This is a genomic window from Streptomyces sp. ERV7 (assembly GCF_001653515.1).
In the GTDB taxonomy this organism is placed as follows: domain Bacteria; phylum Actinomycetota; class Actinomycetes; order Streptomycetales; family Streptomycetaceae; genus Streptomyces.
Map to the genome: position 1 here is coordinate 469,450 of NZ_LYOY01000040.1, position 25,544 is coordinate 494,993.

The following is a 25,544-nucleotide window of genomic DNA, read 5'->3' on the forward strand; positions in this document are numbered from 1 at the left end:
CCCTAATGGCCTGCCGTCACGGGCGAGGGCCGTCTCGACGGGTCAGGACTCCAGCAGCAGCTGGCCCACGTACTCGCCCGCGCGCGGGCCGCCGGGCACCGCGAACAGACCGCTCGACTCGTGCCGGATGAACGCCGACAGCGCGTCGCCCCGGTCGAGCTTTCGCTGCACGGGCACGAACCCCCGCAGCGGATCGGCCTGCCAGGCGACGAACAGCAGGCCCGCGTCCGGCACACCGTCCGCCGAGATCCCGTCGTGGTACGAGAAGGCGCGCCGCAGCATCGCCGCGCCGCCGTTCTGCTCGGGTGCGGAGATCCGGGCGTGCGCGTCGTCCGGGATGACGATCTTGCCGTCGGGGCCGAACTTGTCGAGCTGCATCTCGGTGGTCTCGGTACCCCCCGAAAGAGGGGCGCCGTTCGCCTTCCTGCGGCCGATCACCTGCTCCTGCTGGGCGAGCGGCACCTTCTCCCAGTCGTCCAGGAGCATCCTGATCCGGCGCACCACCGCGTACGAGCCGTTCGCCATCCACGCCGGCTTCCCGCTGTCCGGGACGAAGATCCGCTTCTCGAAGTCGGGTTCGGAGGGCTTCGGATTGCCGGTGCCGTCGATCTGGCCCATCAGATTGCGGGCCGTCATCGGCTTCTTCGTGGCGCCGGGCGTCCGGTTGAAGCCGTTCATCTGCCAGCGCACCCGGGCCGCCGCGCCCGCGTCCTTCTGGAGCGCGCGCAGCGCGTGGAAGGCGACCAGGGCGTCGTCCGCGCCGATCTGCACCCACAGATCGCCGTTGGAGCGCTTGGCGTCCAGCCGGTCCGAGGAGAAGTCCGGCAGCGGGTCCAGCTCGACCGGGCGCTGCGCCACCAGGCCCGTACGGTCGAAGAAGGTGCGGCCGAAGCCGAACGTGACCGTGAGCGAGGAGGGGCCCGCGTCCAGCGCGATCCCGGTGTCCATGCCCGTCGGCTCGCCCGCCATCAGCGCCTTCGCCGTCGCCGACCAGCGCCGCAGCAGCGCCGCCGCCTCCTTGCGCCCGGCGCCGGGGGCGAGGTCGAAGGCGATCAGATGGCCGCACGCCTGAACCGGAGTGGCGATCCCCGCTTGGTGTTTCACGTGAAACGCGACCTCGGCCATGCCGACCGAGGACAGCTCGGGGGCTCCCGATCCGTCCGACTCGACGGCGGCGTGGACCAGTGCCCCGCCTGTCGCGCCCAGCGCGACACCTGCCGCGCCCGCCGCGCCCACCGTGCCGAGCAGGCGTCGGCGAGTCAGCTCCGCGGGCGCGCCGTCGGTGCCCCTGCTCTCGTTGATCTGGTCCGTCATGTGGTAGGTCATCTGGTCCGTACTCAGCCGATCTTGATGTTCTTGTCGACGGTGACCTGGTCGATGTCGGAGGTCCGCACGGTCACGGACACCTGCCACTCGCCCGGCATCGGGAGCTGCACACCGCTCGCGCTCCAGTGTCCCCGAGTGATGCGCTCGGGCTCCACGGGAAGCGGGCCGATCGCCTTGGCGGTGAGGGTGAAGGCGACCTTCAGCTCGGCCGCGTCCATCGGCTTGGCCTCGGTGTCGTCCGTCCACACATGCATCTCGTTGGCGCCGGTGCGGCCCGGGTCCAGGGTGAGGCGGACCGTGCCCTTGCCGTTCTTGCCGCCGGTGTCGAAGGGGATGCGGATGCTGATCGGCCGGTCCGGCACGGCCACCTGGGTGGTCGACTGGGCGGCGGCCGCCGCCTCCTGCGTACGCCCCGGCTCGGTCGACGACAGGATCGTCGCCACGGCGAGCACCGCCACCGCGACCCCGGCCTCGGCGAGCACCGAGCGCCGCAGGCCCGAGCGCTGCGGGTCGGCGTCGCGGATGCGCTTCTCGCGCGCGACCGTGATGGCCGTCTGCTGGCGGGCCAGCTGCTGGGCGCGCTTGCGGTCGGCCGGGTTCTTGGCGTCGTCCGGCACGGTCACCGGCTCCGGCTCCTCGCTGAGCTCCGGCTCGGCCGCCCTCTGCTCGACGACCGTGGCAGCCTCGGCCTCGGGGGCCGCGTGCTCGGAGAGCTGCCCGGTCCAGCGGCGCGAGATGTACGCGGCGGACAGCAGCACGGCGATCAGCCCGCCCTTGACGAGCAGCAGCTGCCCATAGCCGGTCCCGGTCAGCGCGGACCAGGAGCCGACCTGGCGCCAGGCCTGGTAGAGGCCGGTGGAGACCAGGACCGCCACGCTCCAGAAGGCGATCCGGGAGAACCTCCGCACCGCCGTCCGCTCCACCGCGGGCGTCAGATGCAGCGCCACCAGCAGGGTCGCGAGCCCGCCCAGCCAGGTCGCCATGGACAGCAGGTGCACCACCGCGACGGGCATGGCGAGGGCCGTCTGGATACCGGTGGAGGCGTGCTCGGCGAGCGCCCAGGTGGCGGCGATGCCCGCGGTCACCACGAAGCCGCCGACGGCGAGCCCGAAGGTGAGGTCCTTCTTCTCCTCGTCCTCGCGCTTGGCGTACGCGCCGAACAGTACGGAGATGAACAGCGCGGCGGCGCTGAGCAGCAGCAGCCGGGAGCTGAGCGCCGCACCCGACTTGGTCTGCAGGACCGCCTTGAGCCCGTCGAGGTCGAAGGCGTCCGCGAGCTCCCCGGAGCCGGTGTAGGGGGTGCGCAGCAGCAGCAGCGCGATGGTGGCCGCGGTCATCGTCAGCCAGCCGCCGACGACGAGCCGCTGCACCGGGCGCACCGAGGCGCCCCGCTGCCAGCAGGCCAGGATGAAGGCGCCGCCGCCGGTGAAGAGGATGAAGCCGGCGTACGCGGCGTAGCGCATGGTGTCGTACAGCGCGCCGACCAGACCGCCGCCGACGTCCGGGGCGGACAGCGAGACGCTGGTCTTGGAGGGGGCGCCGATGGAGAACGTGAAGGCGCCCGCGACCGGGTGGCTGTCGGCGGAGACGGCCTGCCAGGCCACGGTGTAGGTGCCCTTGGGCAGCCCGTCGCGCAGACTCACTCCGTACTTCACGATGGAGCCGCTGCACAGGTTGAGCAGTTCGCCGGTGTCGGCGCGCTTGCCGTTCGGGTCGAGGACCCGGATGGACTTGTTGTCCATGGCGACCTGCTCGGAGAACGTGATGTCGACGTCCTCGGGCGCGGAGGCGACCACCGCCCCGTCCTTCGGGTTGGTCGCGGTGACCGCGGCGTGCGCCGAGGCGGGGGCCGCGGTCGCGAACACCACGCCGAGCAGGGCGGCCGCGACGAGCAGCAGCCGGGCCAGGGCGGTTCCGAAGCGTGGGGCGGTGGCCGTCATCGTCTGTTCAGTCCCTCGTCCCTCAGTGGTGCTTCGGGTTGTAGGTGGATTCCTTGACCGGCAGTTCGACCTTGACCGTGCCGACCTTCTCGAAGTGCAGCTCGACGGAGACCTTCTCGCCCGGCTTCGGCTTCTTCTTCAGCCCCATGAACATGATGTGGTTGCCACCGCGTTCGAGGTCGAGCTCGCCGCCGGCCGGGACGTCGAAGGTCTTCACCTCCCGCATCTTCTGGTCCTTGGTCGCGTGCATGGTGACGTCGTCCGAGAGGTCACTGGTGACCTTGGTCAGCTTGTCCGCGGTCTTGCCGCCGTTCTTCACGACCAGGAAGCCACCGGCCATGTCCGTGCTCATGGGCTCCGGCATGAACGCCTGGCCGATCTTCAGGTCGGGCTTGCCGTCGGAGCTGTCGGACGAGCAGCCCGCCAGCGCCAGCCCGGCGGTCAGGGCTATGGCGGAGGCGAGGGTGGTGCGGCGGTTCACGGGTTCTCTCCAAGAATGATCTTCGGCAGGTCCTTCGTGTAGTCCTCTGCGGTGGCGGTGTCGCCGTACAGGACGTACCCCTGGTCGGTCTTCGGCGAGAAGGCGATGACCTGGGCGCCGTGCATGGACACGACCTTCCCGTTCTTGTCCTTCGTCGCCGGGTCGATACCGATGCCGATCGAGCGGGCCCCGGCCTGGATGGTCGGGAAGTCACCGGTCAGACCGATGAACGACGGGTCCAGCGCCTTGAGCCACTTGCCGAGCGACTCGGGGGTGTCCCGGTCGGGGTCGGTGGTCACGAAGACGACCTGGAGCTTGTCCTGGTCGGCCTTGGGCAGCTGCTTCTTGGCGATCGCGATGTTGCCCATCGTCAGCGGGCACACATCGGGGCAGTGGGTGTAGCCGAAGTAGATGAGGGTCGGCTTGCCCTTGGTCCGCTCACGGAGGTCGAACTTCTTGCCCTGGGTGTCGGTCAGGACGAAGTCCGGCTTGGTGAACGGCCGGTCGAGCACGGTGCCGGCCTTGTTGCTGGTGTCGGCGGAGACATCGGTGACGGGGCTCGTGGCCTTGTCGTCGTCGCTGCCACCGCACGCGGTCAGGGTGAGCGCCGCAGCCACCGCGAACGCGATGGCTGCGGGCACGTACTTGGTGCGCATGGGGAAAGTTTCCGGTTGGGGGGAGGACCTGGCGGGATTACGCGGCCCGGCGGCGCACGGCGAAGGCGCCGAAGGCCACCCCGAGGACGCCGATGACGATGCCCACGACGCCCAGGACACGGGCGGTGTTGTCACTGTCCTTGGAGTCCGAGGAGGCCTCGGTCTTCTTGCCGTCGTGCCCGGCCATGTCGTCCTTCTTGTCGTCGGACGCGGGCGCGGCGGCACCACCGTGGTGGTCGGCGGAGGCGGCGGACAGCGTGAGCACCGGCGCCGGGTTCGCCGGCTCCTCGGCGCCCTGCTTCTGCTCCTCGATCCAGCGGACGGTCTCACCGTTGCTGTACGTCTGGACGGCCTTGAAGACCAGCTTGTCGGTGTCGGTGGGCAGCGCGCCGATGGAGAGCGGGAACTTCTGGAAGTAGCCCGACTCGATCTTGCCGCCGCTCCAGGTCACCTTGGTGACGGCCTCGTTGATCTGCTTGCCGTGCACGGTCAGCGGCTTGTCGAGCTTCGACTTGGTGACCTCGACGGTCCAGCCGGGCAGCGCCTGGGGCTGCACGGACGCCAGCGGGTGGTCGGCCGGGAAGTTGACTTCCAGCTTCACGGTCTGGGCGTCGTCGCGCTCGTTGGGCACCTTGAAGTTGACGACCGCGTAGCCGCCCTTCGCGGCCGCGCCCTCGGGCTGGACGCTGACGTGCGCGAGGGCCGGGCCGGCCAGCATCAGGACGGACGAGGCGGCGACGGCACCGACGACGGCGACACGGCGGGAAACGTTCATGGTGGAGACACTCCAGTCAGCAGGAAGACAGGGGGTGACGTCCGGAGCGCGGATGCGCGCGGACTCCACGGACCACTCCTGGGACGGGTGTCGTCTGGTCGTACGGAGTGGGCCGCGTCAGGCTGCGAGGGCGTACGCCGAAGGCGGCCCGCGCCTGATCACCGAGTGCTGAAGTGCCTCCCCGGCCGACGGCAGGGGGGTGGCGAGCCGGGCCGGCGGAAGGCTCGGACCGTTCCCGGGCGCCCCCGGCAGCCCGGCCAGCAGAGCCCGTACGAAGGCGACGGCGGCGCGCAGCGAGCGGGCGCACGCCCCTTCGGCGGCGGAGGTGGCGGTCTGGGCGGAGAGCCGCACCAGACGGAAGAGCGCGGCCTCGCCGCGCCGCAGCAGCCAGCCGGTCAGCAGCGCGGCCAGCAGATGGCCGAGGAGCATGGGGAGCGACGGGAGCAGTCCGGCCAGGGCGCTGTGCGTCGAGGCCGAACCTGCCATTCCGGGCATTCCGGTCATGGGGCCGTGTGCGGGGGAGGCGGCGCCCGAAGGCGGGCGCAGGCCCGCCTCGGTGACGATCCGTCGCGCGTCCGAGGCCGTCAGCTGGGCCGACGCGGCCGGGCCGCAGACCAGCTTGGCGGCCAGCCGCAGCAGTGAGGTGTCGCCGGTCGCCCCGTTGCCGGAGGCGGCGGCGGTGTGCTGGCCGATGCCGAACAGCGTGTGCAGGCCGAGCTGTCCGGCGGCGAGGGCGCCCGCGATGGACGGCAGCGCGCGCTCCCGTCCGGCGAGCGGCGCGGCGGCCGCGAAGACCCCGAGGAACCCGGCGAGCAGCGTCCACCACGGGACCGTCGCACAGGCGGCCAGCACGTGCCCGAGCGCGGACAGCACGACACAGACCGCGGCGAAGACCGCGGCCCTCAGCAGCCGGAGACCGGCGCCTGCGTCGGTGTGTCGGGTGTGTCGGGCAGACATGGCGGGGTCATCATCGCACCAGCCTTGGCCGCCCCATACGGCAGGTCCACAAGGTGCCGTATTCCTGTGATGATCACATCCGTACCCGGGTGTCCGGAAACGGACGGGTGCCCGAGCGCCGTGTCCATACACCGGTACGGGGAGCGCACACATCCGCCGAATGAGCGCTATCACGTCAAGTCCGTGCTTACGAACCAAGGGTTGCGGCAATACGTAGGGGTATGTCGAGCCGCAGCCAGGAGGCCGGAGCATGAGCATCTGGTGGTCACTCCATTTGCGGCGCGAGGCCGCGAGCGTTCCGCTCGCACGTCGTCTACTGCTCGGCACCATGGAGACCGCGGGCGTCGATCCGGACATCTCCTACGACCTGTCGGTCGCACTCGGCGAAGCCTGTGCGAACGCGGTCGAGCACGGTGGGGACGAAGGTTCCGGCACCTCGGCGGCGTACCGGGTGACCGCGTATCTGGATGGCGAGAAATGCCGTATCGAGGTCGCCGACTCGGGGCCGGGCTTTCCCGTACGACGAGGCCGTCGCACCGCAGCACGGATGAACAGCACACTGGGTTCCGCCATGGCGGAACACGGCAGAGGACTCTGCCTGATCGAACAGCTCGCCGACCACGTCCACTTCGGCAACCGGCCGGGCAGAGGCGCCGTGGTGAGCTTCGACAAGATCCTGAAATGGCGGGAAGGCGCCCTGCTCAACGTCTCGTGAAGGTGCCGTGCACCGGCCGTCCGGGACGGCGCCACGCCGACGACGAAGCCGGCCGCCCCGCATAAGGGGAGCGGCCGGCTTCGTCACGGCACTCACGTATACGTAGCGACGCACTCGCGCGTACTACGTACGTAGGGGCGCTCCGGGCGTCAGCCCTGCTTGACGCGCGCCATCCACGCCTCGACCTCGTCGGCCCGGCGCGGCAGCGAGGCCGACAGGTTCTCGTGGCCGTCCTCGGTCACCAGGATGTCGTCCTCGATCCGGACGCCGATGCCCCGGTACTCCTCGGGCACGGTCAGGTCGTCGGCCTGGAAGTAGAGACCCGGCTCGACGGTCAGGCACATGCCCGGCTCCAGGTCGCCCGCGACGTACGTCTCGGTGCGCGCGGCCGCGCAGTCGTGGACGTCCATGCCGAGCATGTGGCCGGTGCCGTGCAGGGTCCAGCGGCGCTGGAGGCCGAGCTCCAGGACCTTCTCCACGTCCAGGTCGCCGCACAGGCCCCACTCGACGAGCTTCTCGGCGAGGACGCGCTGGGCGGCGTCGTGGAAGGCGCGGTAGGGGGCGCCCGGCCGGACCGCGGCGATACCGGCCTCCTGGGCCTCGTACACCGCGTCGTAGATCTTCCGCTGGAGCGGCGAGAAGGTGCCGTTGATCGGCAGGGTGCGCGTGATGTCCGCGGTGTACAGCTCGTCGGTCTCGACACCGGCGTCGAGCAGGAGCAGCTCGCCCGGGCGCACGGCGCCGTCGTTGCGCACCCAGTGCAGGGTGGTGGCGTGCGGGCCGGCCGCGCAGATGGAGCCGTAGCCGATGTCGTTGCCCTCGACGCGGGCGCGCAGGAAGAACGTTCCCTCGATGTAGCGCTCGCTGGTCGCCTCGGCCTTGTCGAGCACCTTGACGACGTCCTCGAAGCCGCGCGCGGTGGCGTCGCAGGCCTTGCGCAGCTCGGAGACCTCGAAGGCGTCCTTCACCAGGCGCGCCTCCGACAGGTACTCGCGCAGTTCCTCGTCGCGCTCGGCGGTGACCTTGTCGGTGAGCGCCGCCTCGATCCCGGCGTCATGGCCGCGCACCTGGCGGACCGGGCCGCTGGCCTCCTTGAGCGCGGCGGCCAGCTCACGGACGTCCTTGGCCGGGATCCCGAGGAGCTGCTCGGCCTCGGTCAGGGAGTGGCGGCGGCCGACCCACAGCTCGCCCTGGCCGTCCAGCCAGAACTCGCCGTTCTCCCGGTCGGAGCGCGGCAGCAGGTAGACGGTCGCCCGGTGGCCCTCGCCCTTGGGCTCCAGGACCAGCACGCCGTCCTGGGTCTGGTCGCCGGTGAGGTACGCGTACTCGGTGGAGGCGCGGAAGCTGTACTCGGTGTCGTTCGAGCGGGTCTTCAGGTTGCCCGCGGGGATCACCAGGCGCTCACCGGGGAAGCGGCGGGAGAGCGCGGCGCGGCGGTCGGCGGTGTACGCGGCCTGGGCGACGGGCTCCAGTCCGTGCAGCTCGGTGTCGGCCCAGCCGGACTTCATGTTCTCGGCCAGCTCGTCGGACACGCCCGGGTACAGGCCGTTCTTGCGCTGCTTGATCGGCTGCTCTTCCGACTCTTCCGGGGTCTCCGGGGTGAGCTGCTCGGCCACGGTCTGCCTCCACTTAGTACGACATTGGACCTCCGTCCATCGTACGGGCGGGTGGAAAAGGGTCCAGGGCCGTAGGGCCTGTTACAGCGCGTAGGCGAGCACTACGCGAAGCGGGCCGCGAGCAGCACCACGTCCTCGCCGCCGTCCGACGCGTCCAGCCCGTCCGGCAGCACGGTCCGCAGCACGTGGTCGGCGATCGAGCCCGGGTCGTCGCGGGCGGCCCTCGGGACGCTCGCGGCCGCCGCGTGGAGGCGGGCGAAGGCCCGGTCCATCGGGTCGCCGGTGCGGTGGAGCAGCCCGTCGGTGTACAGCAGCACCGTTTCTCCGGCCGCGGGCTGGATCTCCACGCTGGGCGCCTCCCAGCAGGCGAGCATCCCCAGCGGCGCGGAGAGCGAGGTCTCCACGTACTCGGTACGGCGCTCGCCGACGATCAGCGGCGGCGCGTGCCCGGCCCCGGCGAGGACGATCTTGCCGCGCGCGGGCTCGCAGTACGCGAAGAGCGCGGTCGCCGAGCGGGCGGGCTCGGTCAGCCGCAGCAGCAGTTCGAGGTCGGAGAGGACGGCGACCGGGTCCTCGCCCTCCATCACCGCGTACGCCCGCAGGCTGGCGCGCAGCCGGCCCATCGCGGCGACGGCGCTCGGCCCGGATCCGGTGACGGACCCGACCGCGAGGCCCAGCGCGCCCTCGGGCAGTGGCAGCGCGTCGTACCAGTCGCCGCCGCCGCGCGGTCCGGTGCGGTGGCGGGCGGCGAGCTGCACCCGGGCCACCCGGGGCAGTCTGCTGGGCAGCAGCTCTTCGGTGACGGTGGCGAGCCGGGTCCGGGCGCGGTCCAGCTCGACCAGGCGGGCCACGTGCTCGGCGGCCTGCCGCAGATAGAGCCCGACGAGGTGGCGGCGGCGCTCGGGCGGCTCGGCGGGCTCGTCGTAGAGCCACACCGCCGCGCCGAGGCGGGCACCCTCGTCCGTGGTGAGGGGCAGTGCGTAGCTGGCCGCGTAGCCGAGCCGGGCGGCCACCTCGCGGTGGCGCGGGTCGGGTCCGGGGCCGCTGCCCACCTCGCCGACCAGGTCCGAGCCGCCGTCGGCGTCGGGGAGGCCGTCGAGGATCCTGCCGTACGGGGTGGCGCTGCGCGGGACCGTCTCGATGTGGCCGAGGTCGGCGTGGGCGAGGCCGAGGCCGGTGGTGACCGCGGGGCCGAGCCCGTCGGCGGGCTCCAGGACGACCAGGCCGCGACGGGCACCGACCAGCGCGGCACCGGCCCGCAGCAGCTCGTTGAGGGCGTCGTCCAGCACGGAGGTGCGGGAGAGGCGCTCGGTGAGTTCGTGCAGCGTGGTGAGGTCGGATACCCAGCCGGCCAGCCGGTCCTGGATGACCGCGCCAGGGGCTGCGGAGGAGGCGGGGGTGGATGTGGGCAGAGGCGCAGAAGTGTGCGCGGGGGGCGGGACGGCTGGATCGATTCCAGCCACTTTCGGCAGGTGTGGGGCGCTCATGGCAGTCGGCTTTCCGGCCGGTCGATTCCGCTCAATAGCATCGCAAACCCCCATGTCAATCTGCGCCGCCATCAATGCATCCAGATGTACACGTACAAGTAAGGGGATGTCCAGCATTGTCATAGCGGGATTGTTGGTGTCCGGGGGGTGTTCAACTTGGCGGAAAATTGCCCCCTATGGCCCATCTCTGGGGTCGACTGAGGGCGTTCAAGAGCGCGTCATATCGAGCGGGTTGGGTACGTACTCGGTGATGGCCAGGGGCAGTTGACGGTGTCCCGGAACCCGGCGGCGGGCCAGGGCGTCTTAACAGCCGACGGCCGCGCCCCATCCCCGAGTGGCGGGGTTTTTGCACAAGGGTCGGCAAGCGCCACGCGCACGCCACCCCTCGCCATGCGTTTAATGGTCACAGCCCACGCTTGGTCCTGACGGGTTACCCGTACCGCAGGCTCGCAGAGCTCATAGAGCATGTACGCGCAGTGAAGTGATGCACACATGGTGTGATGTGGACCTCGGCGTTCAACGGAAAGGAACGAGCGCTCATGCGCGAGATCCTCGGAAGGCGACGCAGGCTCCGGTTCCGGCGCAGTGAAAGGGCTGCTCAGCTTGGCGCCGCGCTGACCTGCGCGACCGAGTGGAAATGGCCCGTACTCCCCGGTGTGGGACTCAAGGCAGCCGGTGGCCGCGGTGACCGGGGCCGCGGCTGTGCCTGTCCCGACCCCGAGTGCGCCGTCCCGGGGGCGCACCCCTTCGACCCGGGGCTCCTCGCGGCCTCGACCGACGAACGTCTGGTGCGCTGGTGGTGGACCAACCGCCCGGCTGCCCCCGTGCTCCTCGCGACGGGCGGCACGGCACCGTGCGCGGTGAGCCTTCCGGCCGTGGCCGGGGCGCGGGCGCTGGTGGTCCTCGACGAGATGGGCATCCGGCTCGGCCCCGTGGTGGCGACGCCCACCCGGTGGTCGCTGCTGGTCGCTCCGTACTCGATGGAACGTCTGGGTGACCTCCTCTACTCCAAGGACTGGGTGCCGAGTTCGCTCCGCTTCCACGGAGAGGGCGGATATCTGGTGCTGCCCCCGTCCGAGACGGGCACGGGGCAGGTGCGCTGGGAGCGGGCTCCGCTGCCGGGGTCGGCCAGGCCCTGGCTGCCGGATGTGGAGGCGGTGGTGGACGCGCTGGTCGCGGCGTCGACCAGCGCACCGGACGGCGGGTCCCGGCTCGCGTACTGAGCGGGTGGCCCCGTCCGCGTACTGGGTCAGCGAACGGGGCGGGCTCCGAGTTCCCGGCGGAGCGCGGTGTCACTCGTTCGGGTGCGAGAGTGCCCCACTTGTACGGGAAACGGGCGCGCGGTTCACCGGGCGCCCGGTTTCCGTCGCTATCTTCGGCCCACCGCAGGAATTCCATGGGATGGGTGAGCCGCCGTGAACCTCCGCATGATCGGTATCGGGGCCGTGGTGGTGTTCACGGTGCTGCTGCCGCTGGCGGCATCGGCCGGCCAGGCCGAAGACCCGGAGCCGACGGAGGCCGGGTCGGCGGGCGGCGATCCCGCCCTGACCGACCCGACCCTGGCCGATCCCGGCCTGGCCGAGGCGGCGGCCGGTTCTGCGGGGTCGGATTCTGCGGGGTCAGGTTCTGCGGGGTCCGCCGGTGTTCGTTCCGGCGGGTCCGACTCCGGATCTGACTCGGGTACCGAGCCCGGCTCGCTACCGGACGACGCGAAGAGGGCTCCCCACGCGCGCGTGGGCGGTGTGCCCGCCGAGCCTGCTGCCCACTGCGGACCGGAACTCGTCTCGCCCGACGGCGTCGAGGCGCAGACCTGTGTGCTGACCGAGGGACACGACGCCTGGGCGCGCACCTATTACCGCAATGCGACGGGCGGACGGTTGCGCTCGGTGCTCACACTGATGGGGCCGGGCGGCCACACCGTACAGACGAACTGTGCCGTCGGAGCGGGAGATCAGCCGGGAGTATGCGAGACCCCGAGGGGGTCGGCGGGGGGAAAACCTGGCGCGTACTCGGCGGTCGCGGAGTTCGCGGAAACGGGCGAGGACGCGCCTCTGCTGCTGCGTTCCGGGTCCAATGCGCCCGACGGCGTGGCGGTCAACTCGGCGGCGGACACGGCTCGTTGAGCGGGAAGCGGCCACGTGGGCGCGTGCGGCGAACCGTAAGAGGAAATGGAAGGGCCCGGTCGCTGGCGACGGGGGATGCACCAGCGACCGGGCTCTTAGAACGGTAACAAGAGATCTGTCATTCGCAAATTCGATCTCGGTTATTCGGACACCGATTTATCTGCGACTACCGGGAGTTGTGACGCGGGTCACCTGTCCCGTGACAGGAATGGTCACGCTCAGCTCAAGGTCACCTGGCGGTTGGTGAGGCCGCCGCGCGCCCTGCGCTCCTCCGGCGTCAGCGGAGCCTCGTCCGCCAGTGCCGCCGCCAGCCGCTCCGCGAACGCGGCGGCCGGCTTCTCGCACTCCTCGGCCGTCATCGAGCTCGGCAGGTCCCAGACCGGAACGGTCAGACCGTGCGCCCGGAACGAGCCGACGAGCCGGGTGTCCTCGCCGAGCGAGGAGGTGCCCGCCGCGTGCAGCCGGGCGAGCGCGTCCAGAAGCTTCTCCTCCGGGTACGGCATGACCCAGCGGAGGTGGTTCTTCTCGGGCGTCTCGCACCAGTAGGAGGAGTCGACCGACGTGAGCCGTACGGTCGGGATCGCGGCCGCGTTGGCGCGCTCCAGGGAGGCGGTCACCTCGGGGGTGGCGTTCTCCGAGTCCGGCACCCAGAACTCGAACCCGCTGTGCACGGCGGGCTCGAACGCGGCGGCCGGGTCCAGCAGGTCCTGGAGGCGGGGGCCCTGCGGGTCGACGCGCTGGGCGGCGACCGGCGTACCCGGCTCCGCCGTCAACGCGCGCGTGAGCGTGTCCGCCAGGTCGCGGCTGATGTCGCCGGACGGCGTGTCGTTCTGCAGGCCGAGCAGCACCGAGCCGTCGTCGCGGCGCAGCGCGGGCCACGCCATCGGCAGGACGGTCGCCAGCGTCACGGAGGGCACGCCCTCGGGAAGCCCGTCCTTGAGGGTGAGTTCGACGGTCGCGGCGGGGACCAGCTCGCGCAGCGCGACCCAGTCGCACTCGCCCGCCAGGCCCTCGAACGGGCGCTGGACCAGCTCGGTCACGGCGTGCGAGGCGGCGCGGCCGTGGCAGGCCTTGTAGCGGCGGCCGGAGCCGCACGGGCAGGGCTCGCGGGCCCCGACGACCGGAACGACGACATCAGCGCCTGCGGCGCCGGCCCCGTTCTTGCGCTGCGGCGCTGCGGCCTTCGTCTGGGGGCGCTTCTTGGCCATGGTGTGGCTCTCTCCCGACTGCGGTGGTGCGGTGTCGCTGTGTCGGGCGCGAGCCTAGTCGTACCGGTCGGGATACGGCGTACGCCTCGGGACAAGTCGCGCCGGGTGGCGGGTGGCTCGGCGGGTGATCCGGCGGTGGACTCGGCCCGGGCCGTCGGGCGACGTCCTGGGACCGCGTCTCAGTCCAGGTCGTCGAAGACGTCCCGGAACTCAAGACCCGGCACCGCCACGCGCGCGACGAAGTCGTCCGGGGAGGGCCCGCGTCCGTTGTCGCGTCCCGGTGCGCGGTCGTACCCGGCCGTGATGATCACCCAGACGGTCACCTCGCCGGACGCGCTGTCCCGTACGCCCCAGTCCTGGGCGAGCGCGCTGATGATGTTCAGACCGCGGCCACCGCGCGCGGTGACGGACGGTGTGGCCGGAACCGGCCGGGTCGGACCGCCGCCGTCGGTCACCTCGACCGTCAGCCGGCCCGCCTTGTCGATGCGCCAGGCGGCCCGGACGTCCCCGTCGCCCACGTCCGCGCGCCCCAGCGGCCTGCCGTGCCGGCAGGCATTGCTGAGCAGTTCGGACAGGACCAGTACGGCATCGTCCACGACCGGCTCGGACACGCCGCTGCCGAGCAGCTGCTCGCGCATCCGGTGTCTCGCCTTGCCCACGCCCGCAGGGCCGTGGGGCACGGCCATGCTCGACGACGTGGGCACCTCCTGTGCCACCACCAACGCCACCCCCGAGACCTCCTTCACCCCACGCCACGGTGTGGATGCCCCAATGGACTGGACCGGAAACCGGCCAACCGGCGTCCGGTGACGCACTCGTAACGATCGAATACGGACCGAACGCGCCGGTGCACTCCCTGTCACCGGCCTTACTGGTGGCACGAGTGGGGAGGACGACAAAGGAAGTGGCGCTCCACGGGGCCGCTTCGGCTGTCTCGGAGGCGGCTGCCTCAGAGGCGGCCGAGCTGGTGCAGGACCTGCTTCGGGCGGTTGGTGATGATGGCCTCGACGCCGAGGCGCACGCACAGTTCGACGTCCTCCGGCTCGTTCACCGTCCAGACGTGGACCTGGTGGCCCGCCGCGTGCAGCCGGTCGATGTAGCCGGGGTGATTGCGGACGATCCGCATACCGGGGCCCGCGATCCGGGCACCCGCCGGGAGCCGCCCGTCGCGCAGCCGCGGCGACAGGAACTGCATCAGATAGACGGTCGGGATGTCCGGCGCGGCCGCCGCGACGCGGTGCAGGGAACGCGCGGAGAAGCTCATGATGCGCACCGGCGAGGTCTCGCCGGTGGGCGGCGGTTCGGCCAGACCGAAGCGCTTGAGCAGGTGCAGCAGCCGCTCCTCGACCTGCCCGGCCCAGCGGGTGGGGTGCTTGGTCTCGATGGCCAGCTCGACGCGGCGGCCCGCGTCGGCGACGAGTTCCAGGAGCCGTTCGAGGGTCAGGACGGAGGTGAAGGACGGGTCGCCCCAGTCCGGGCTCTCCTCGCTGTCCTTCCAGGAGCCGAAGTCGAGCGCCGAGAGCGCGGAGAGCTCCAGGGCGGAGACGGCGCCCCGGCCGTTGGAGGTCCGGTTGACGCGGCGGTCGTGGACGCAGACGAGGTGGCCGTCGGCGGTGAGCCGGACGTCGCACTCAAGGGCGTCCGCGCCGTCCTCGATGGCCTTCATGTACGCGGCGAGGGTGTGCTCGGGCGCGTCCTCGGAGGCACCGCGGTGGGCGACCACCTGGATGGAGGCCCGATGGGGCGTATGACTGTCGTGCTGCCGTGCTTGGGTCACCGCGTCATCGTGCCACTGCGGCGGGGCGCAGGGGCGGCTTGCGGGCGGGAGCACGAATACACAGCTCCTGCTTACAGTGGCCTGACAGCTTGTGGGAAAAGCTGAGCGCTGACATGTGCACACGTCCGCACCGCGCGATACGCGATTGTCGGACCCCTGACGCACCATGGTCGGTGTCGCGTCCCCAGCCGAACATACCGACCCCGAGACTGAGTGGAACCGAGGAGAGAGCTGTGAGCACCGAGAACGAGGGCACCGCGGTCCCGGCCGTCCCGCCTGCCCCGTCGTCAGCACCGCCCGCGCCTCCCGTCCCTCCCGTGACGGCCGAGGAGGCCGCCGCGCCGTCCCCGGCCGCCCCGACCCCCGGGGCCCCCGCCACGTACGCCGAGACCGCGGCCACGCACGCGATGCCGCAGCCGACGGGTGCGCCGCAGGCGGCGAGCGGGCAGGAGCCGGCCGCCGCGCATGACCCGGTCACCGCGCAGCTGCCCGGCCCGGTGCCGGCCGAGCCGCACGTCGGGGCGCCCGTCACGCACGCGCAGGCACCCGGCGGCTGGCCCACGCCCCCGCCCGCGCTGCCCGCGTACGGCGGCGGAGGCGGCGGCCCGGTCTGGGGCGCGCCCGTGCCCGAGCCGCAGCGCCCGCGCCGCCGTGGCGGCCTGGTCGCCGCCATCCTGGTGGCCGCGCTGGTCGCGGGCGGCGTCGGCGGCGCCATCGGCTACTGGGCGGCGGACCGCGAGGACGGCTCCGGCGGTTCGACCACGGTCTCGGCGTCCGACACCCCGAAGGACTTCAAGCGCGACCCGGGCACGGTCGCGGCGGTCGCCGCGAAGGCGCTGCCGAGCGTCGTGACGATCCAGGCGGAGGGCAGCGACGGCGAGGGCGGCACCGGCACCGGTTTCGTCTACGACCGGGAGGGCCACATCGTCACCAACAACCACGTGGTGGCCTCCGCCGCCAACAGCGGCAAGCTGACGGCGACGTTCTCCAACGGCAAGAAGTACGACGCCGAGGTGGTCGGTCGCGCGCAGGGCTACGACGTGGCCGTCATCAAGCTCAAGAGCGCCCCGGCCAACCTGGTCCCGCTCGCCCTCGGCAACTCCGACCAGGTCGCCGTCGGCGACTCGACGATCGCGATCGGCGCGCCCTTCGGCCTCTCCAACACGGTCACCACGGGCATCATCAGCGCCAAGAACCGCCCGGTGTCGTCCAGCGACGGCGCCAACTCCAAGGCGTCGTACATGAGCGCCCTCCAGACGGACGCCTCCATCAACCCGGGCAACTCGGGCGGCCCGCTGCTCGATTCGCGTGGCGCGGTCATCGGCATCAACTCGGCGATCCAGTCGGCCGGCAGCGGTGGCTTCGGCCAGTCGCAGGCGGGCTCGATCGGCCTGGGCTTCGCGATCCCGGTCAACCAGGCGAAGAACGTGGCGGAGCAGCTCATCAAGACCGGCAAGCCGGTCTACCCGGTGATCGGCGCGACCGTCGCCATGGACCAGAAGGGCCAGGGCGCCAAGATCTCCCCGCAGGCGTCCGGCGGCACCCCGGCCGTGGTGTCCGGCGGCCCGGCGGACAAGGCGGGCCTCAAGCCCGGCGATGTCATCACCAAGTTCGGCGACACGGTGATCGACAGCGGCCCGACCCTGATCAGCGAGATCTGGACGCACAAGCCGGGCGACCAGGTCCAGCTCACGTACCAGCGCGACGGCAAGGAGGCGACGGTCACGGTCACCCTGGGCGAGCGCATGGGCGACAGCTGACCACCGCGGACCCGGCGGCCGCCCGATGACATCGGCGACTGCCGGGGAGGCCCGTCCGTCCTCCGGCCGGGCCTCCGCACCACGATGGCCCCTCCGCTAGGCTGTAGCAGCCCCGAGGCCGGTCGGCCCGGGGCGAGGGTGGGTTGCCCGAGCGGCCTAAGGGAACGGTCTTGAAAACCGTCGTGGCGCGAGTCACCGTGGGTTCAAATCCCACACCCACCGCGTGCGAGGGCCGTATGGCCCGTGAAAAAAGTGGTGCCCCGGAAATCCGGGGCACCACTTTTTTTGATCCGGGATCAGACGCGGCCGGCCGTGCGGCGGCGGCGCAGCAGGGCGAAGCCGGTGGCGCCGAGGGCCGCGACGCCCGTGCCGCCCGCGTACAGCGCGGTCTTGTCGCCGCCCTGCTCCTTGACCTCGGCCCCGGCGGCGACGCCGCCCCTGGGGACGGTCCGGTCGCCCGCCGTGTGGGCGGACGGGGCCGGGGCGGGCGTGGTGGCCGCCGTGGCCGGGGTGGAGGTCGCGCAGCCCTTCGGCAGCGACGGGAACGCGCTCATCTTGTAAGGGGTGTTGCCGCCCTGGGTGCGCTGGCCCAGCTTGGGCGTCGCGGTGTTCGCGCCGACGATCTTGACGCCCATGGCGCCGTCGAGCGGGTGGGCGCGGTCCGCGGAGCCGCGCACCTTGCGCTCGGCGTCCCGCAGCTGGGCCTTCGGGCCCGCCGGGCCGTTGGTGAGCTTCACCGAGAGGCCCGGGCCGAAGACGCTGGGGACGATCCGGGTCACGGTGCAGCCGGACCGGGTGCTGATGAACTCCGAGGAGAGCCTGCCGGTGGAGCTGTTGAGGACCACGTACATCCCGTGCACATACGCGTCGTCGTCGCCGCCCACGGCCTCGGTCCCCAGGATCTTGTCCATGTGTCCCTTGGAGGTGAACTCGGCGCGGTAGTGCCCGCGGGAGAACTTGTGGACCGTGATCTTCTCGCCGTTGACCAGCTTGTACGTGGTGTCGCCGCCCAGGTCGGTGCCGCAGCCCGCGGGAAGCTTGGGGAACGGGGTGTTCTTCGCCGCGTGCTCACCGCCCTCGACCCACTGGGAGAACGTCGGCACGGCCGTGCTGGTTCCCGTGACGGCGATACCGGCCGCCATGTCCTTCGTACGGGCCTTGTCGACCGTGGCGACGATCTTGCCCTTGCTGTCCTTGAGTTCGGCCTTCGGGCCCGACTCGGCGCGGTTGGTCAGCGTCACCGACAGGCCCGTACGCACCGAGGCGATGGTCGCGACCGAGGTGCACTTCTCGGGGGCGGCGGTGGTGGCGCCGCCCGGCGTCGCGGCTTGTGCGGCGGACGGGGTGAGGAGGGCCCCGGCGAGTGCGGCGGTGGCGATCGCGGCGTGGACGGTGACGCGGCGGGAGGTGTAGGTCGACATGAACGACTCCATGAAGCTGGGCGGCCATCCGGGCCGGAGTGGGTGAGGAGGTGGAGAGTCGCAATGCCGCCCCCTCTGTCGGGTGGGGCCGTTGAGGCTGGGCGGTGGCTGCAGAAGAAAATCTATGCAGCGGCTGTGCGGGAACCGTGCGTGCCATGTCACGGGCGCGTGACAGGCGATCAGCACGTTGACCTGCTTTTATGCGGACCAGTGAGCACGGGGCGAGGGAGTTGGGCACTGGACGGGTAAGGGGCCCCGCCCTATGGGCAACGCCCCTTACCCGCGTGCGTGTGCGTACGGGACGAAGCCCCTCACCCGCGCTCGTACGCGACAGCCCCGTCGGCCGTGGGTTCGAGTCCCACCCGCCCCTCACCCGCGCGCTACGCGACAGCCCCTCAGTACGCCGTCGTCAGCCGGGCCGCCGACGCGATCGTCGCCCGTGCCTCCCGCTCCGTGAGGCCGGTGTGGACCGCGGCGGCGATCAGGCGGTCGGCGAGGGCGTCGCCGAAGCCGTTCTCGTAGGCGCGGCAAGCGGCCCAGAAGAGGCGGGTGTTGCGCTGGCCCTCGTGAGCGGCGAGTACGAACTGGACCAGCCCATGGCCCCGGTCCGCGCCGTGCGCCCGGGGGTGATGGGCGCGCGCCGGGGGCGTGAGCAGATCGAGGAGCGCGCCGGGGCAGGGCGCGGGTGCCAGATGGGCCGTGCCCGGGGCGAGCCGGTAGACGCCGTTGCTGGTCAGCGAGCCGGGGCCGACCAGATAGCCGCCCGCACCCCGGACGTCGATACCGGGCGCCAGCCTGCTCGCGGAGTTGGGGACGACCCGGTCCGGCGGCCCGGTCAGCCAGATGTGCCGTCCGCCGCTCGGCGTGATCACGACGACGGTCTCGGGAATCGTGAACAGATGCCGCAGCGCCAGGTGTTGGAGGGCCGCCACGGACTCGGGCGGCGGGTCGGCGGCGAGCGGCATGAAGGGCGAAGGCGGCGACGGCCGCAGCGCCCCCGGCGCGCGCTGGGGCGGGACGGATGACCGCTCGGCCGCCCCCATCGGCGTATCCACCGCAGCCCCCGGAGCCCAGCCCGGTGCCGAGTTCGCGGAGCCCGACGCCGCCCTCTCCGGCCCATCGGCCGGCCCGTGCTCCGCCTGTCCCGGCTTCGTCGTGTCCAGGTCGATGCCGATGAGGTGGTGCGGCGGCCGGCCGCAGGCGATGCCGTACCCGGTGGCCCATGGGGCGGCCGCGAACAGCGCGCGTACGGCCGTCGGGTCCGTGGTCGCGTCGTGCACCCCGTGGCCCGGCAGCCCGCACTCGCCCCGGCAGAGCGCGGGCTGCGGCTCGTCGTGGTGCGGCGAGCGCAGCGCGGGGAGCTTCGAACGGGACAGCGGAATGACGGGGAGCCCGCGCTCGGCGACGGAGAGGGCGTGGGCGAGGGCCAGGGTGGAGGCATGCCGGTCGATGGTGGCCATGCCTTCCATGTTCGTACGAGTGTTCGAAAAAGGGAAGCGGGAAACGGCTCGGGTTCGAGCGGGGGCGGGGAGCGCTCGAAGGGGGGTACGGGTGCCCGTCACCCCGGTGACAGTGAGGTGGCGCGGAAGATTGGCCGAAAATGCGCTGAAACGGTTCTCCTCCCTTGGGGGCTGCTGTGCGGCGCGGTGCGCCTGAGTCGGCAGGGGTGCTCTGAGGCTTTGGGAGCGCGTTGGTGGTTTATCGACATGTCATCACGCTTGCGGGCGAAACGCGCCGACTGGGCTGGTTCGCCGGGGATTCGGTGGGCAACTCTGATCTCGCGACGTCGCAACAGCGTCCGGGGCGGTCGGCCAACTTCCCTGGAACAAGCCGTACTTCTGGTTCCTGGAGGAATAGACATGGCAAGCATCCGTACCGCCCGCGTCATCGCCGCCGTTGCCGCCCTGCCTCTCGCCGTGGGGCTCTTCACGGGGGTGGCGTCCGCGGACAACGGCTCCTTCGCGGACCACGGATCGAACGCGGCAGTGGCGACGGTCAACGGAAGCGGCGTCGGGCACGACAACAACGGGAACTCGTCCACCACGCAGCAGCAGGCGGTGGGTTCCGGCGCCTCGAACCAGAGCAACACCGCCCAGGTGAACGGCTCCGCCTTCACGGCGATCCGTCAGGACAACGTGTCGGTCAACTTCACCAACCTCTGGTGAGCCGGGGCCCCTCGGGGTCGGGGTCAGTGGGGTGAACGACTGCCCGGGTGGCGGCGCTACGGCGCGGCCACCCGGGCGGTTGTGTGTCCGCGGGGCAGGGGCACATGCGCCGGACATGGGTACGGACGCTGGTGTGCGCACCGGGACGGGTCTGAGCATTGACAGGGTGACCACATCTGACGGACAGTCAGAAACCCCGATCCGTAGCGTACGTCCGGACCCCGGAGGCCGCCGCCGTGCACCTCGCCCCGACCGAACGTCAGCAGTCTCTGCGCGCCGAACTCCGCTCGTACTTCCGTGCGATCGGTGGTGATCCGACCAGTGGCGATCTGACCAGTGGCGATCTGACCAGTGGTGATCCGGCCGGTGGTGATCCGGCAGCGCAGCGCGCCCTGCTCCGGCGCATCGGTGCCGACGGGATGCTGGGACTCGGCTGGCCCGTCGAGTACGGCGGCCAGGGGCGCGGTCCCGACGAGCAGTTCGTCTTCTTCGACGAGGCGTACCGCGCGGGCGCCCCCGTCTCGATGGTCACGCTGAACACCGTCGGGCCGACCCTGATGCGATACGGGACCGACGAGCAGAAGGCGTACTTCCTGCCCCGGATCCTCGCCGGCGAGCTCGTCTTCGCCATCGGCTACAGCGAGCCGGAGGCCGGGACCGACCTCGCCTCGCTGCGGACCCGTGCCGTACGGGACGGCGGGGACTGGCTGATCGACGGCCAGAAGGTCTTCACCTCCAACGCCCAGAACGCCGACTGGATCTGGCTCGCCTGCCGCACGGACCCGTCCGCGCCCAAGCACCGGGGCATCTCGATCATCCTGGTCCCCACCGACGCGCCGGGCTTCTCATGGACGCCGATCCGCACCGTGGGCGGTCTGACCACGACGGCCACGTACTACGACGGGATCCGTGTTCCGGCCGGGAACCTGGTCGGCGAGGAGAACGGCGGATGGGGGCTGATCACCAATCAGCTCAACCACGAGCGGGTCGCGCTCGCCGCGATCGGCATGCAGGCCGAGTCTTTTTTCGAGGCGGCGCTCGCCCGCGCCCGTACCCCCGATCCGGTGACCGGGCGGCGCAGGGTTGACGAGCCTTGGGTGCGTTCCAGGATCGCTGAGACGCATGCCCGGCTGGCGGTGAATCGCCTGCTCAGCTGGCGTTTGGTGGGGGATGTGGGGGCGGGCTCGCTGGCCCCTGGGGACGCGAGCGGCGTGAAGTTCGTGGGAACCGAATCGGCCGTCGAGGTGTATCGAATGTGCCAGGAGATCACGGGGGAAACGGCGCTGGTGCGGCGAGGCTCGCCGGGCGCCGTGGGGGACGGGGAGCTGGAGCGGATGAACAGGGCGGCACAGATCAACACGTTCGGGGGCGGGGTGAGCGAGGTGCAGCGGGAGATCGTCGCGACGATGCGGCTCGGGATGAAGAGGGGGCGGAGGTAGGTGAGCGAGAACGTGTCCGCTTCGCGCCCGCAGGGGCGGCCCGCAGGCCCGGAGGGGCGGAGCGGGCGGAAGGAGCCGTCCCCGCGCCCGGACGGGTTGTACGGGCGCCTGAAGGCGTACGAGGGAAGGTCGGCGGCGAACGAGGGCGTCGGGAAGGACCTGGTCAACGAGCCGATGATCAGGCACTGGTGCGAGGCGATGGGCGACACCAACCCGGCCTACCGGGGGCCGGACGCGATCGCGCCGCCGACGATGCTCCAGGCCTGGACGATGGGCGGCCTCTCGGGCCACTCGGACCGCTCGGGGGCCCACGACGAGCTGTTCGCGCTGCTCGACGGCGCCGGATTCATCTCGGTGGTCGCGACCGACTGCGAGCAGGAGTACGTACGGGAGCTGCGCCCGGGCGACCGGATCACCTATGACGCGGTGATCGAGACGGTCTCCGAGCAGAAGACCACCAAGCTGGGGACGGGCCACTTCATCACCACGCGGATGGACGTGCGGGCGAACGGCGAGCCGGCGGGCACACACCGCTTCCGGATCCTCAAGTACGCCCCGGCGCGCCGCAAACCGAAGGGCCGGCGGCCGAGACCGGTGATCAACCGGGACAACGCCGGATTCTGGGACGGGGTAGCCGCGCACCAGCTGCTGATCCAGCGCTGCACCGGCTGCGGCGAGCTGCGCTTCCCCTGGCTGCCGGGGTGCAACGGATGCGGGGCGGCCGAGTGGGACACGGTGGAGGCGAGCGGCGCCGGGACGGTGTTCTCGTACGTGGTGATGCACCACCCCCGCTTCCCGGGGTTCGCCGTGGACGCCGCCGCCGACCCGTACGGCGACGGCTCGGGGCCGTACGCGGTCGGGCTGATCGAGCTGGCCGAGGGCGTGAGGGTGATCAGCAACGTGGTGGGGGTCCCGTACGACAAGGTGCGGATCGGGATGCCCGTGCGCCTGGAGTTCCTGCGCGTGGACGAGGAGCTGGAGCTGCCGGTGTTCCGAGGGGGTGAGGGTGGCTGATGGACTTCACCCCCACCGAGGAGCAGTCGGCAGTCCGTGAGCTGGCCGGGGAGATCTTCGGGGACCTCTCCACCCACCAGCGCCTCACCGCTGTCGGGACGGAGACGGACACCGAGCTGTGGAAGGCCCTGTGCGGCGCCGGGCTGCCCGCGGCCGTCGAGGAGACGGGGCTGCTCGGGCTGGTCCTCGCCCTGGAGGAGCAGGGCCGGACCACCGCCCAGGTGCCGTTCGCGGCGAGCTGTGTCTACGGAGTCCTGGCGATGGCCGCCCACGGCTCCGGCGAACAACGCGATCGGCTGCTCCCGGGGCTGAGGGACGGCACCGCGGTGGCGACCGGTGCCTTCCCGGCGCGGGGCGGCGTGCGGGCCTCGGCGGACGGGGGCCCGACGGGGGAGCTGACCGGAGTGGTGCCGGTGGTCCCCTGGCTGAGGGATGCCACGCACGTCCTGGTGCCGGACGAGGACGGGGCGCTGTGGTGGATACGAGTGGGAGCACCCGGGGCCGTGACGACGGAGCCGGTCGAGACGACGGCGCCCTGGTCGGCCGGGCGGCTCACGCTCTCGGGGGCGCGGGGCGAGCGGGTCGGCGGGCCGGGGCCGGGCGCGTACGAGGACGTGCTGGCGACCGCCCGTACCGCCTTCGCCGGGTTGCAGGCGGGGGTGTGCGCGGGGTCGTTGGCGCGGGCGGTGGAGCACACCAACACCCGTGAGCAGTTCGGGCGGCCGCTCGCGACCAACCAGGCGGTGCAGCTGCGTGCGGCCGACGCCTACATGGAGACCGAGGCGATACGGGTGACCTCGTACGAGGCGGCCTGGCGGCGCGACCGGGCGCTGCCGTATCGCGCGCACGCGCTGACGGCGGCCTGGTGGGCGTCCGAGGCGGGAAGACGGGTCGTCCACACGGGCCAGCATCTGCACGGCGGGCTAGGCGCCGACCTGGAGCACCCGGTGTACCGGCACTTCCTGTGGGGGCGCCAGCTCGACGCGTATCTGGGGTGCGCTGCCGAACTGCTTGAGGAGCTGGGCGGGTTGATCGTCGAGGGGAACGGACCGTACGGAGAGGAGGGCGTGGCATGAGGGTGGGCGACGAGCTGCCACCGCTGGAGATCCCGGTCACCCGGACGCTGATAGTCGCCGGGGCCGTGGCCTCCCGCGACTACCAGGACGTGCACCACGACGCGGTGCTCGCCCAGGAGAAGGGGTCTCCGGACATCTTCATGAACATCCTGACCACCAACGGCCTGGTCGGGCGGTACATCACCGACCACTTCGGCCCCGGGGCGCGGCTGCGCGCGGTGCGGATACGGCTGGGGGCGCCGAACCATCCCGGCGACACGATGACGTTGACGGGCACGGTCACCGCCGTGGAGGCGGACACGGCCGAGGTGCGGGTGGTGGGGGCGAACGGACTGGGCCACCACGTCACCGGGACCGTGACGGTCGTCCTCCCCCGGGCCGGGGCGAGCGGTGCCGGGGAGGTGGCGGTATGAGCGTGCGGAGGGCCGACGCGCTCGGCGGGAAGGCGGCGATCGTCGGGATAGGGGCGACCGAGTTCTCCAAGGACTCGGGCCGAAGCGAGCTGAAGCTCGCCGTGGAGGCGGTGCGGGCCGCGCTCGACGACGCCGGGCTCACCCCCGACGACGTCGACGGCATGGTCACGTTCACGATGGACACCAGCCCCGAGATCACCGTGGCGCAGGCGGCCGGCATCGGTGAGCTGTCGTTCTTCTCGCGGATCCACTACGGCGGGGGCGCCGCGTGCGCCACCGTCCAGCAGGCCGCGCTCGCGGTGGCCTCGGGGGTGGCGGAAGTGGTCGTCTGCTACCGGGCGTTCAACGAGCGCTCGGGTCGGCGGTTCGGGTCCGGGGTGCAGCACCGGGAGCCGTCCGCCGAGGGGGCGGCGCTCGGCTGGTCGCTGCCGTTCGGGCTGCTCACCCCGGCCTCCTGGGTCGCCATGGCGGCCCAGCGCTATCTGCACGCGTACGGTCTGACGCCCGAGGCGTTCGGGCGGGTGGCCGTGGTCGACCGGAGGCATGCGGCGACCAACCCGGCGGCGTACTTCTACGGCAGGCCGATCACGCTCGCCGACCACGCCGCCTCGCGGTGGATCGTGGAGCCGCTGCGGCTTCTGGACTGCTGCCAGGAGACGGACGGGGGCCAGGCGATCGTCGTCACGACCGCCGAGCGGGCGCGGGACCTGCGCCGCCCGCCCGCCGTGATCACCGCGGCCGCGCAGGGGGCGGGCCGCAGACAGGAAGGGATGACGAGTTTCTACCGGGACGGTCTGACCGGGCTGCCCGAGACGGGGGTGGTGGCGCGTCAGCTCTGGCGGACCTCCGGGCTGACTCCGGCGGAGATCGACGTGGCGATCCTGTACGACCACTTCACTCCGTTCGTGCTGATGCAACTGGAGGAGTTCGGGTTCTGCGGGCCGGGGGAGGCGGCGGATTTCGTGGCGTCGGACGCATTGCCGCTGAACACACACGGGGGACAGCTGGGGGAGGCGTATCTGCACGGGATGAACGGGATAGCGGAGGCGGTCCGGCAGATCAGGGGCCTGGCGGTCAATCAGATACCGGGCACCGGACGGGTACTGGTGACGGCGGGCACGGGCGTTCCGACGTCGGGGCTGGTGCTGAGCGCGGACGACTGATGACGGCGGCCGGGACGACTGAACGCCGCACG

General features: G+C 71.8%; 23 protein-coding genes and 1 tRNA gene. 11 read left to right on the forward strand and 13 right to left on the reverse strand.

Going from position 1 to position 25,544, the window contains the following annotated elements; translation table 11 throughout:
* Positions 1-42: 42 nt before the first annotated feature.
* The 6 genes from efeB to A8W25_RS16640 form a co-directional block, all read right to left on the reverse strand.
* Positions 43-1,314: an iron uptake transporter deferrochelatase/peroxidase subunit gene (gene efeB, locus A8W25_RS16615; RefSeq protein WP_067164140.1), complete on the reverse strand. Its 1,272-nt coding sequence runs from the start codon at positions 1,312-1,314 to the stop codon at positions 43-45.
* Between the two features lie 23 nt (positions 1,315-1,337).
* Positions 1,338-3,266: a copper resistance protein CopC gene (locus A8W25_RS16620; RefSeq protein WP_067162260.1), complete on the reverse strand. Its 1,929-nt coding sequence runs from the start codon at positions 3,264-3,266 to the stop codon at positions 1,338-1,340.
* 22 nt (positions 3,267-3,288) lie between these two features.
* Positions 3,289-3,747, reverse strand: coding sequence for a copper chaperone PCu(A)C (locus tag A8W25_RS16625; RefSeq protein WP_067162262.1), 459 nt, complete (start codon positions 3,745-3,747; stop codon positions 3,289-3,291).
* Positions 3,744-4,403 (reverse strand): SCO family protein, encoded by a 660-nt coding sequence (locus A8W25_RS16630; RefSeq protein WP_067162264.1) that lies wholly within the window; start codon positions 4,401-4,403, stop codon positions 3,744-3,746. Before A8W25_RS16630 ends, A8W25_RS16625 begins: the two co-directional genes overlap by 4 nt.
* A 37-nt stretch (positions 4,404-4,440) precedes the next feature.
* The gene (locus tag A8W25_RS16635; protein WP_067162266.1) at positions 4,441-5,178 is read right to left on the reverse strand and encodes a YcnI family protein; all 738 of its coding nucleotides are present in this window, start codon (positions 5,176-5,178) and stop codon (positions 4,441-4,443) included.
* 117 nt (positions 5,179-5,295) lie between these two features.
* On the reverse strand, positions 5,296-6,135 hold the full coding sequence (locus A8W25_RS16640; RefSeq protein WP_067162268.1) for a hypothetical protein: 840 nt from the start codon (positions 6,133-6,135) through the stop codon (positions 5,296-5,298).
* 250 nt (positions 6,136-6,385) lie between these two features.
* On the opposite strand from A8W25_RS16640, the gene A8W25_RS16645 reads away from it, so the two are divergent.
* Positions 6,386-6,850: an ATP-binding protein gene (locus tag A8W25_RS16645; RefSeq protein WP_067162271.1), complete on the forward strand. Its 465-nt coding sequence runs from the start codon at positions 6,386-6,388 to the stop codon at positions 6,848-6,850.
* 149 nt (positions 6,851-6,999) lie between these two features.
* Here A8W25_RS16645 and A8W25_RS16650 read toward each other — a convergent pair whose 3' ends face one another.
* On the reverse strand, positions 7,000-8,466 hold the full coding sequence (locus tag A8W25_RS16650) for an aminopeptidase P family protein (RefSeq protein ID WP_067162273.1): 1,467 nt from the start codon (positions 8,464-8,466) through the stop codon (positions 7,000-7,002).
* 101 nt (positions 8,467-8,567) lie between these two features.
* On the reverse strand, positions 8,568-10,070 hold the full coding sequence (locus A8W25_RS16655; protein WP_079126133.1) for a PP2C family protein-serine/threonine phosphatase: 1,503 nt from the start codon (positions 10,068-10,070) through the stop codon (positions 8,568-8,570).
* Between the two features lie 422 nt (positions 10,071-10,492).
* Here A8W25_RS16655 and A8W25_RS16660 point away from each other — a divergent pair, with 422 nt between their 5' ends.
* Together A8W25_RS16660 and A8W25_RS16665 are read left to right on the forward strand one after the other, a co-directional pair.
* Positions 10,493-11,176, forward strand: coding sequence for a bifunctional DNA primase/polymerase (locus A8W25_RS16660; protein WP_067162275.1), 684 nt, complete (start codon positions 10,493-10,495; stop codon positions 11,174-11,176).
* A gap of 192 nt (positions 11,177-11,368) precedes the next feature.
* Positions 11,369-12,076, forward strand: a complete 708-nt coding sequence (locus A8W25_RS16665; RefSeq protein ID WP_234386477.1) for a hypothetical protein — start codon at positions 11,369-11,371, stop codon at positions 12,074-12,076.
* 218 nt (positions 12,077-12,294) lie between these two features.
* On the opposite strand, the gene A8W25_RS16670 is transcribed toward A8W25_RS16665, so the two are convergent.
* The 3 genes from A8W25_RS16670 to A8W25_RS16680 all read right to left on the reverse strand — a co-directional run bounded on the left by A8W25_RS16670 (position 12,295) and on the right by A8W25_RS16680 (position 15,061).
* Positions 12,295-13,284 carry a DUF5926 family protein gene (locus A8W25_RS16670; RefSeq protein ID WP_067162277.1) on the reverse strand — a complete coding sequence of 330 codons (990 nt, stop codon included), beginning with the start codon at positions 13,282-13,284 and terminating at the stop codon, positions 12,295-12,297.
* A gap of 179 nt (positions 13,285-13,463) precedes the next feature.
* Complete coding sequence (locus A8W25_RS16675) at positions 13,464-14,099, reverse strand: ATP-binding protein (RefSeq protein ID WP_079126134.1); 636 nt, start codon at positions 14,097-14,099, stop codon at positions 13,464-13,466.
* A 134-nt stretch (positions 14,100-14,233) separates the two neighbouring features.
* The gene (locus tag A8W25_RS16680; RefSeq protein ID WP_067162280.1) at positions 14,234-15,061 is read right to left on the reverse strand and encodes a glycerophosphodiester phosphodiesterase; all 828 of its coding nucleotides are present in this window, start codon (positions 15,059-15,061) and stop codon (positions 14,234-14,236) included.
* A gap of 233 nt (positions 15,062-15,294) precedes the next feature.
* Between A8W25_RS16680 and A8W25_RS16685 the strand changes: the two genes are divergently transcribed.
* Both A8W25_RS16685 and A8W25_RS16690 read left to right on the forward strand, forming a co-directional pair.
* Complete coding sequence (locus tag A8W25_RS16685) at positions 15,295-16,821, forward strand: S1C family serine protease (protein WP_067162282.1); 1,527 nt, start codon at positions 15,295-15,297, stop codon at positions 16,819-16,821.
* Between the two features lie 137 nt (positions 16,822-16,958).
* Positions 16,959-17,043 (forward strand) — tRNA-Ser (locus A8W25_RS16690).
* Positions 17,044-17,117: 74 nt separating this feature from the next.
* Here the strand turns inward: A8W25_RS16690 and A8W25_RS16695 are convergent.
* Entirely contained in the window at positions 17,118-18,242 is a 1,125-nt protein-coding gene (locus A8W25_RS16695) for a hypothetical protein (RefSeq protein ID WP_067162284.1), read from the reverse strand.
* Between the two features lie 395 nt (positions 18,243-18,637).
* The gene (locus A8W25_RS16700) at positions 18,638-19,702 is read right to left on the reverse strand and encodes a bifunctional DNA primase/polymerase (RefSeq protein ID WP_067162285.1); all 1,065 of its coding nucleotides are present in this window, start codon (positions 19,700-19,702) and stop codon (positions 18,638-18,640) included.
* Positions 19,703-20,101: 399 nt separating this feature from the next.
* Here A8W25_RS16700 and A8W25_RS16705 point away from each other — a divergent pair, with 399 nt between their 5' ends.
* The 6 genes from A8W25_RS16705 to A8W25_RS16730 all read left to right on the forward strand — a co-directional run bounded on the left by A8W25_RS16705 (position 20,102) and on the right by A8W25_RS16730 (position 25,512).
* A complete protein-coding gene (locus A8W25_RS16705) occupies positions 20,102-20,407 on the forward strand; it encodes a hypothetical protein (protein ID WP_067162287.1) in 306 nt (101 codons plus the stop codon).
* Between the two features lie 236 nt (positions 20,408-20,643).
* Positions 20,644-21,846 (forward strand): acyl-CoA dehydrogenase family protein, encoded by a 1,203-nt coding sequence (locus A8W25_RS16710; RefSeq protein ID WP_067162289.1) that lies wholly within the window; start codon positions 20,644-20,646, stop codon positions 21,844-21,846.
* 96 nt (positions 21,847-21,942) lie between these two features.
* Entirely contained in the window at positions 21,943-22,860 is a 918-nt protein-coding gene (locus A8W25_RS16715) for a bifunctional MaoC family dehydratase N-terminal/OB-fold nucleic acid binding domain-containing protein (RefSeq protein WP_067162291.1), read from the forward strand.
* Positions 22,860-23,936 carry an acyl-CoA dehydrogenase family protein gene (locus A8W25_RS16720; RefSeq protein ID WP_067162292.1) on the forward strand — a complete coding sequence of 359 codons (1,077 nt, stop codon included), beginning with the start codon at positions 22,860-22,862 and terminating at the stop codon, positions 23,934-23,936. Before A8W25_RS16715 ends, A8W25_RS16720 begins: the two co-directional genes overlap by 1 nt.
* Positions 23,933-24,349: a MaoC family dehydratase gene (locus A8W25_RS16725; protein WP_067162294.1), complete on the forward strand. Its 417-nt coding sequence runs from the start codon at positions 23,933-23,935 to the stop codon at positions 24,347-24,349. Before A8W25_RS16720 ends, A8W25_RS16725 begins: the two co-directional genes overlap by 4 nt.
* Positions 24,346-25,512, forward strand: a complete 1,167-nt coding sequence (locus tag A8W25_RS16730) for a lipid-transfer protein (RefSeq protein ID WP_067162296.1) — start codon at positions 24,346-24,348, stop codon at positions 25,510-25,512. The genes A8W25_RS16725 and A8W25_RS16730 overlap by 4 nt, the downstream gene beginning before the upstream one ends.
* Positions 25,513-25,544 lie beyond the last annotated feature (32 nt).

Coding starts and splice junctions, on each gene's coding strand:
- efeB (WP_067164140.1), bottom strand. CDS start 1,314: ATGACGGACCAGATCAACGAGAGCAGGGGCACCGACGGCGCGCCCGCG.
- A8W25_RS16620 (WP_067162260.1), bottom strand. CDS start 3,266: ATGACGGCCACCGCCCCACGCTTCGGAACCGCCCTGGCCCGGCTGCTG.
- A8W25_RS16630 (WP_067162264.1), bottom strand. CDS start 4,403: ATGCGCACCAAGTACGTGCCCGCAGCCATCGCGTTCGCGGTGGCTGCG.
- A8W25_RS16635 (WP_067162266.1), bottom strand. CDS start 5,178: ATGAACGTTTCCCGCCGTGTCGCCGTCGTCGGTGCCGTCGCCGCCTCG.
- A8W25_RS16640 (WP_067162268.1), bottom strand. CDS start 6,135: ATGTCTGCCCGACACACCCGACACACCGACGCAGGCGCCGGTCTCCGG.
- A8W25_RS16645 (WP_067162271.1), top strand. CDS start 6,386: ATGAGCATCTGGTGGTCACTCCATTTGCGGCGCGAGGCCGCGAGCGTT.
- A8W25_RS16655 (WP_079126133.1), bottom strand. CDS start 10,070: ATGCTGGACATCCCCTTACTTGTACGTGTACATCTGGATGCATTGATG.
- A8W25_RS16660 (WP_067162275.1), top strand. CDS start 10,493: ATGCGCGAGATCCTCGGAAGGCGACGCAGGCTCCGGTTCCGGCGCAGT.
- A8W25_RS16670 (WP_067162277.1), bottom strand. CDS start 13,284: ATGGCCAAGAAGCGCCCCCAGACGAAGGCCGCAGCGCCGCAGCGCAAG.
- A8W25_RS16695 (WP_067162284.1), bottom strand. CDS start 18,242: ATGTCGACCTACACCTCCCGCCGCGTCACCGTCCACGCCGCGATCGCC.
- A8W25_RS16700 (WP_067162285.1), bottom strand. CDS start 19,702: ATGGCCACCATCGACCGGCATGCCTCCACCCTGGCCCTCGCCCACGCC.
- A8W25_RS16705 (WP_067162287.1), top strand. CDS start 20,102: ATGGCAAGCATCCGTACCGCCCGCGTCATCGCCGCCGTTGCCGCCCTG.
- A8W25_RS16720 (WP_067162292.1), top strand. CDS start 22,860: ATGGACTTCACCCCCACCGAGGAGCAGTCGGCAGTCCGTGAGCTGGCC.
- A8W25_RS16725 (WP_067162294.1), top strand. CDS start 23,933: ATGAGGGTGGGCGACGAGCTGCCACCGCTGGAGATCCCGGTCACCCGG.
- A8W25_RS16730 (WP_067162296.1), top strand. CDS start 24,346: ATGAGCGTGCGGAGGGCCGACGCGCTCGGCGGGAAGGCGGCGATCGTC.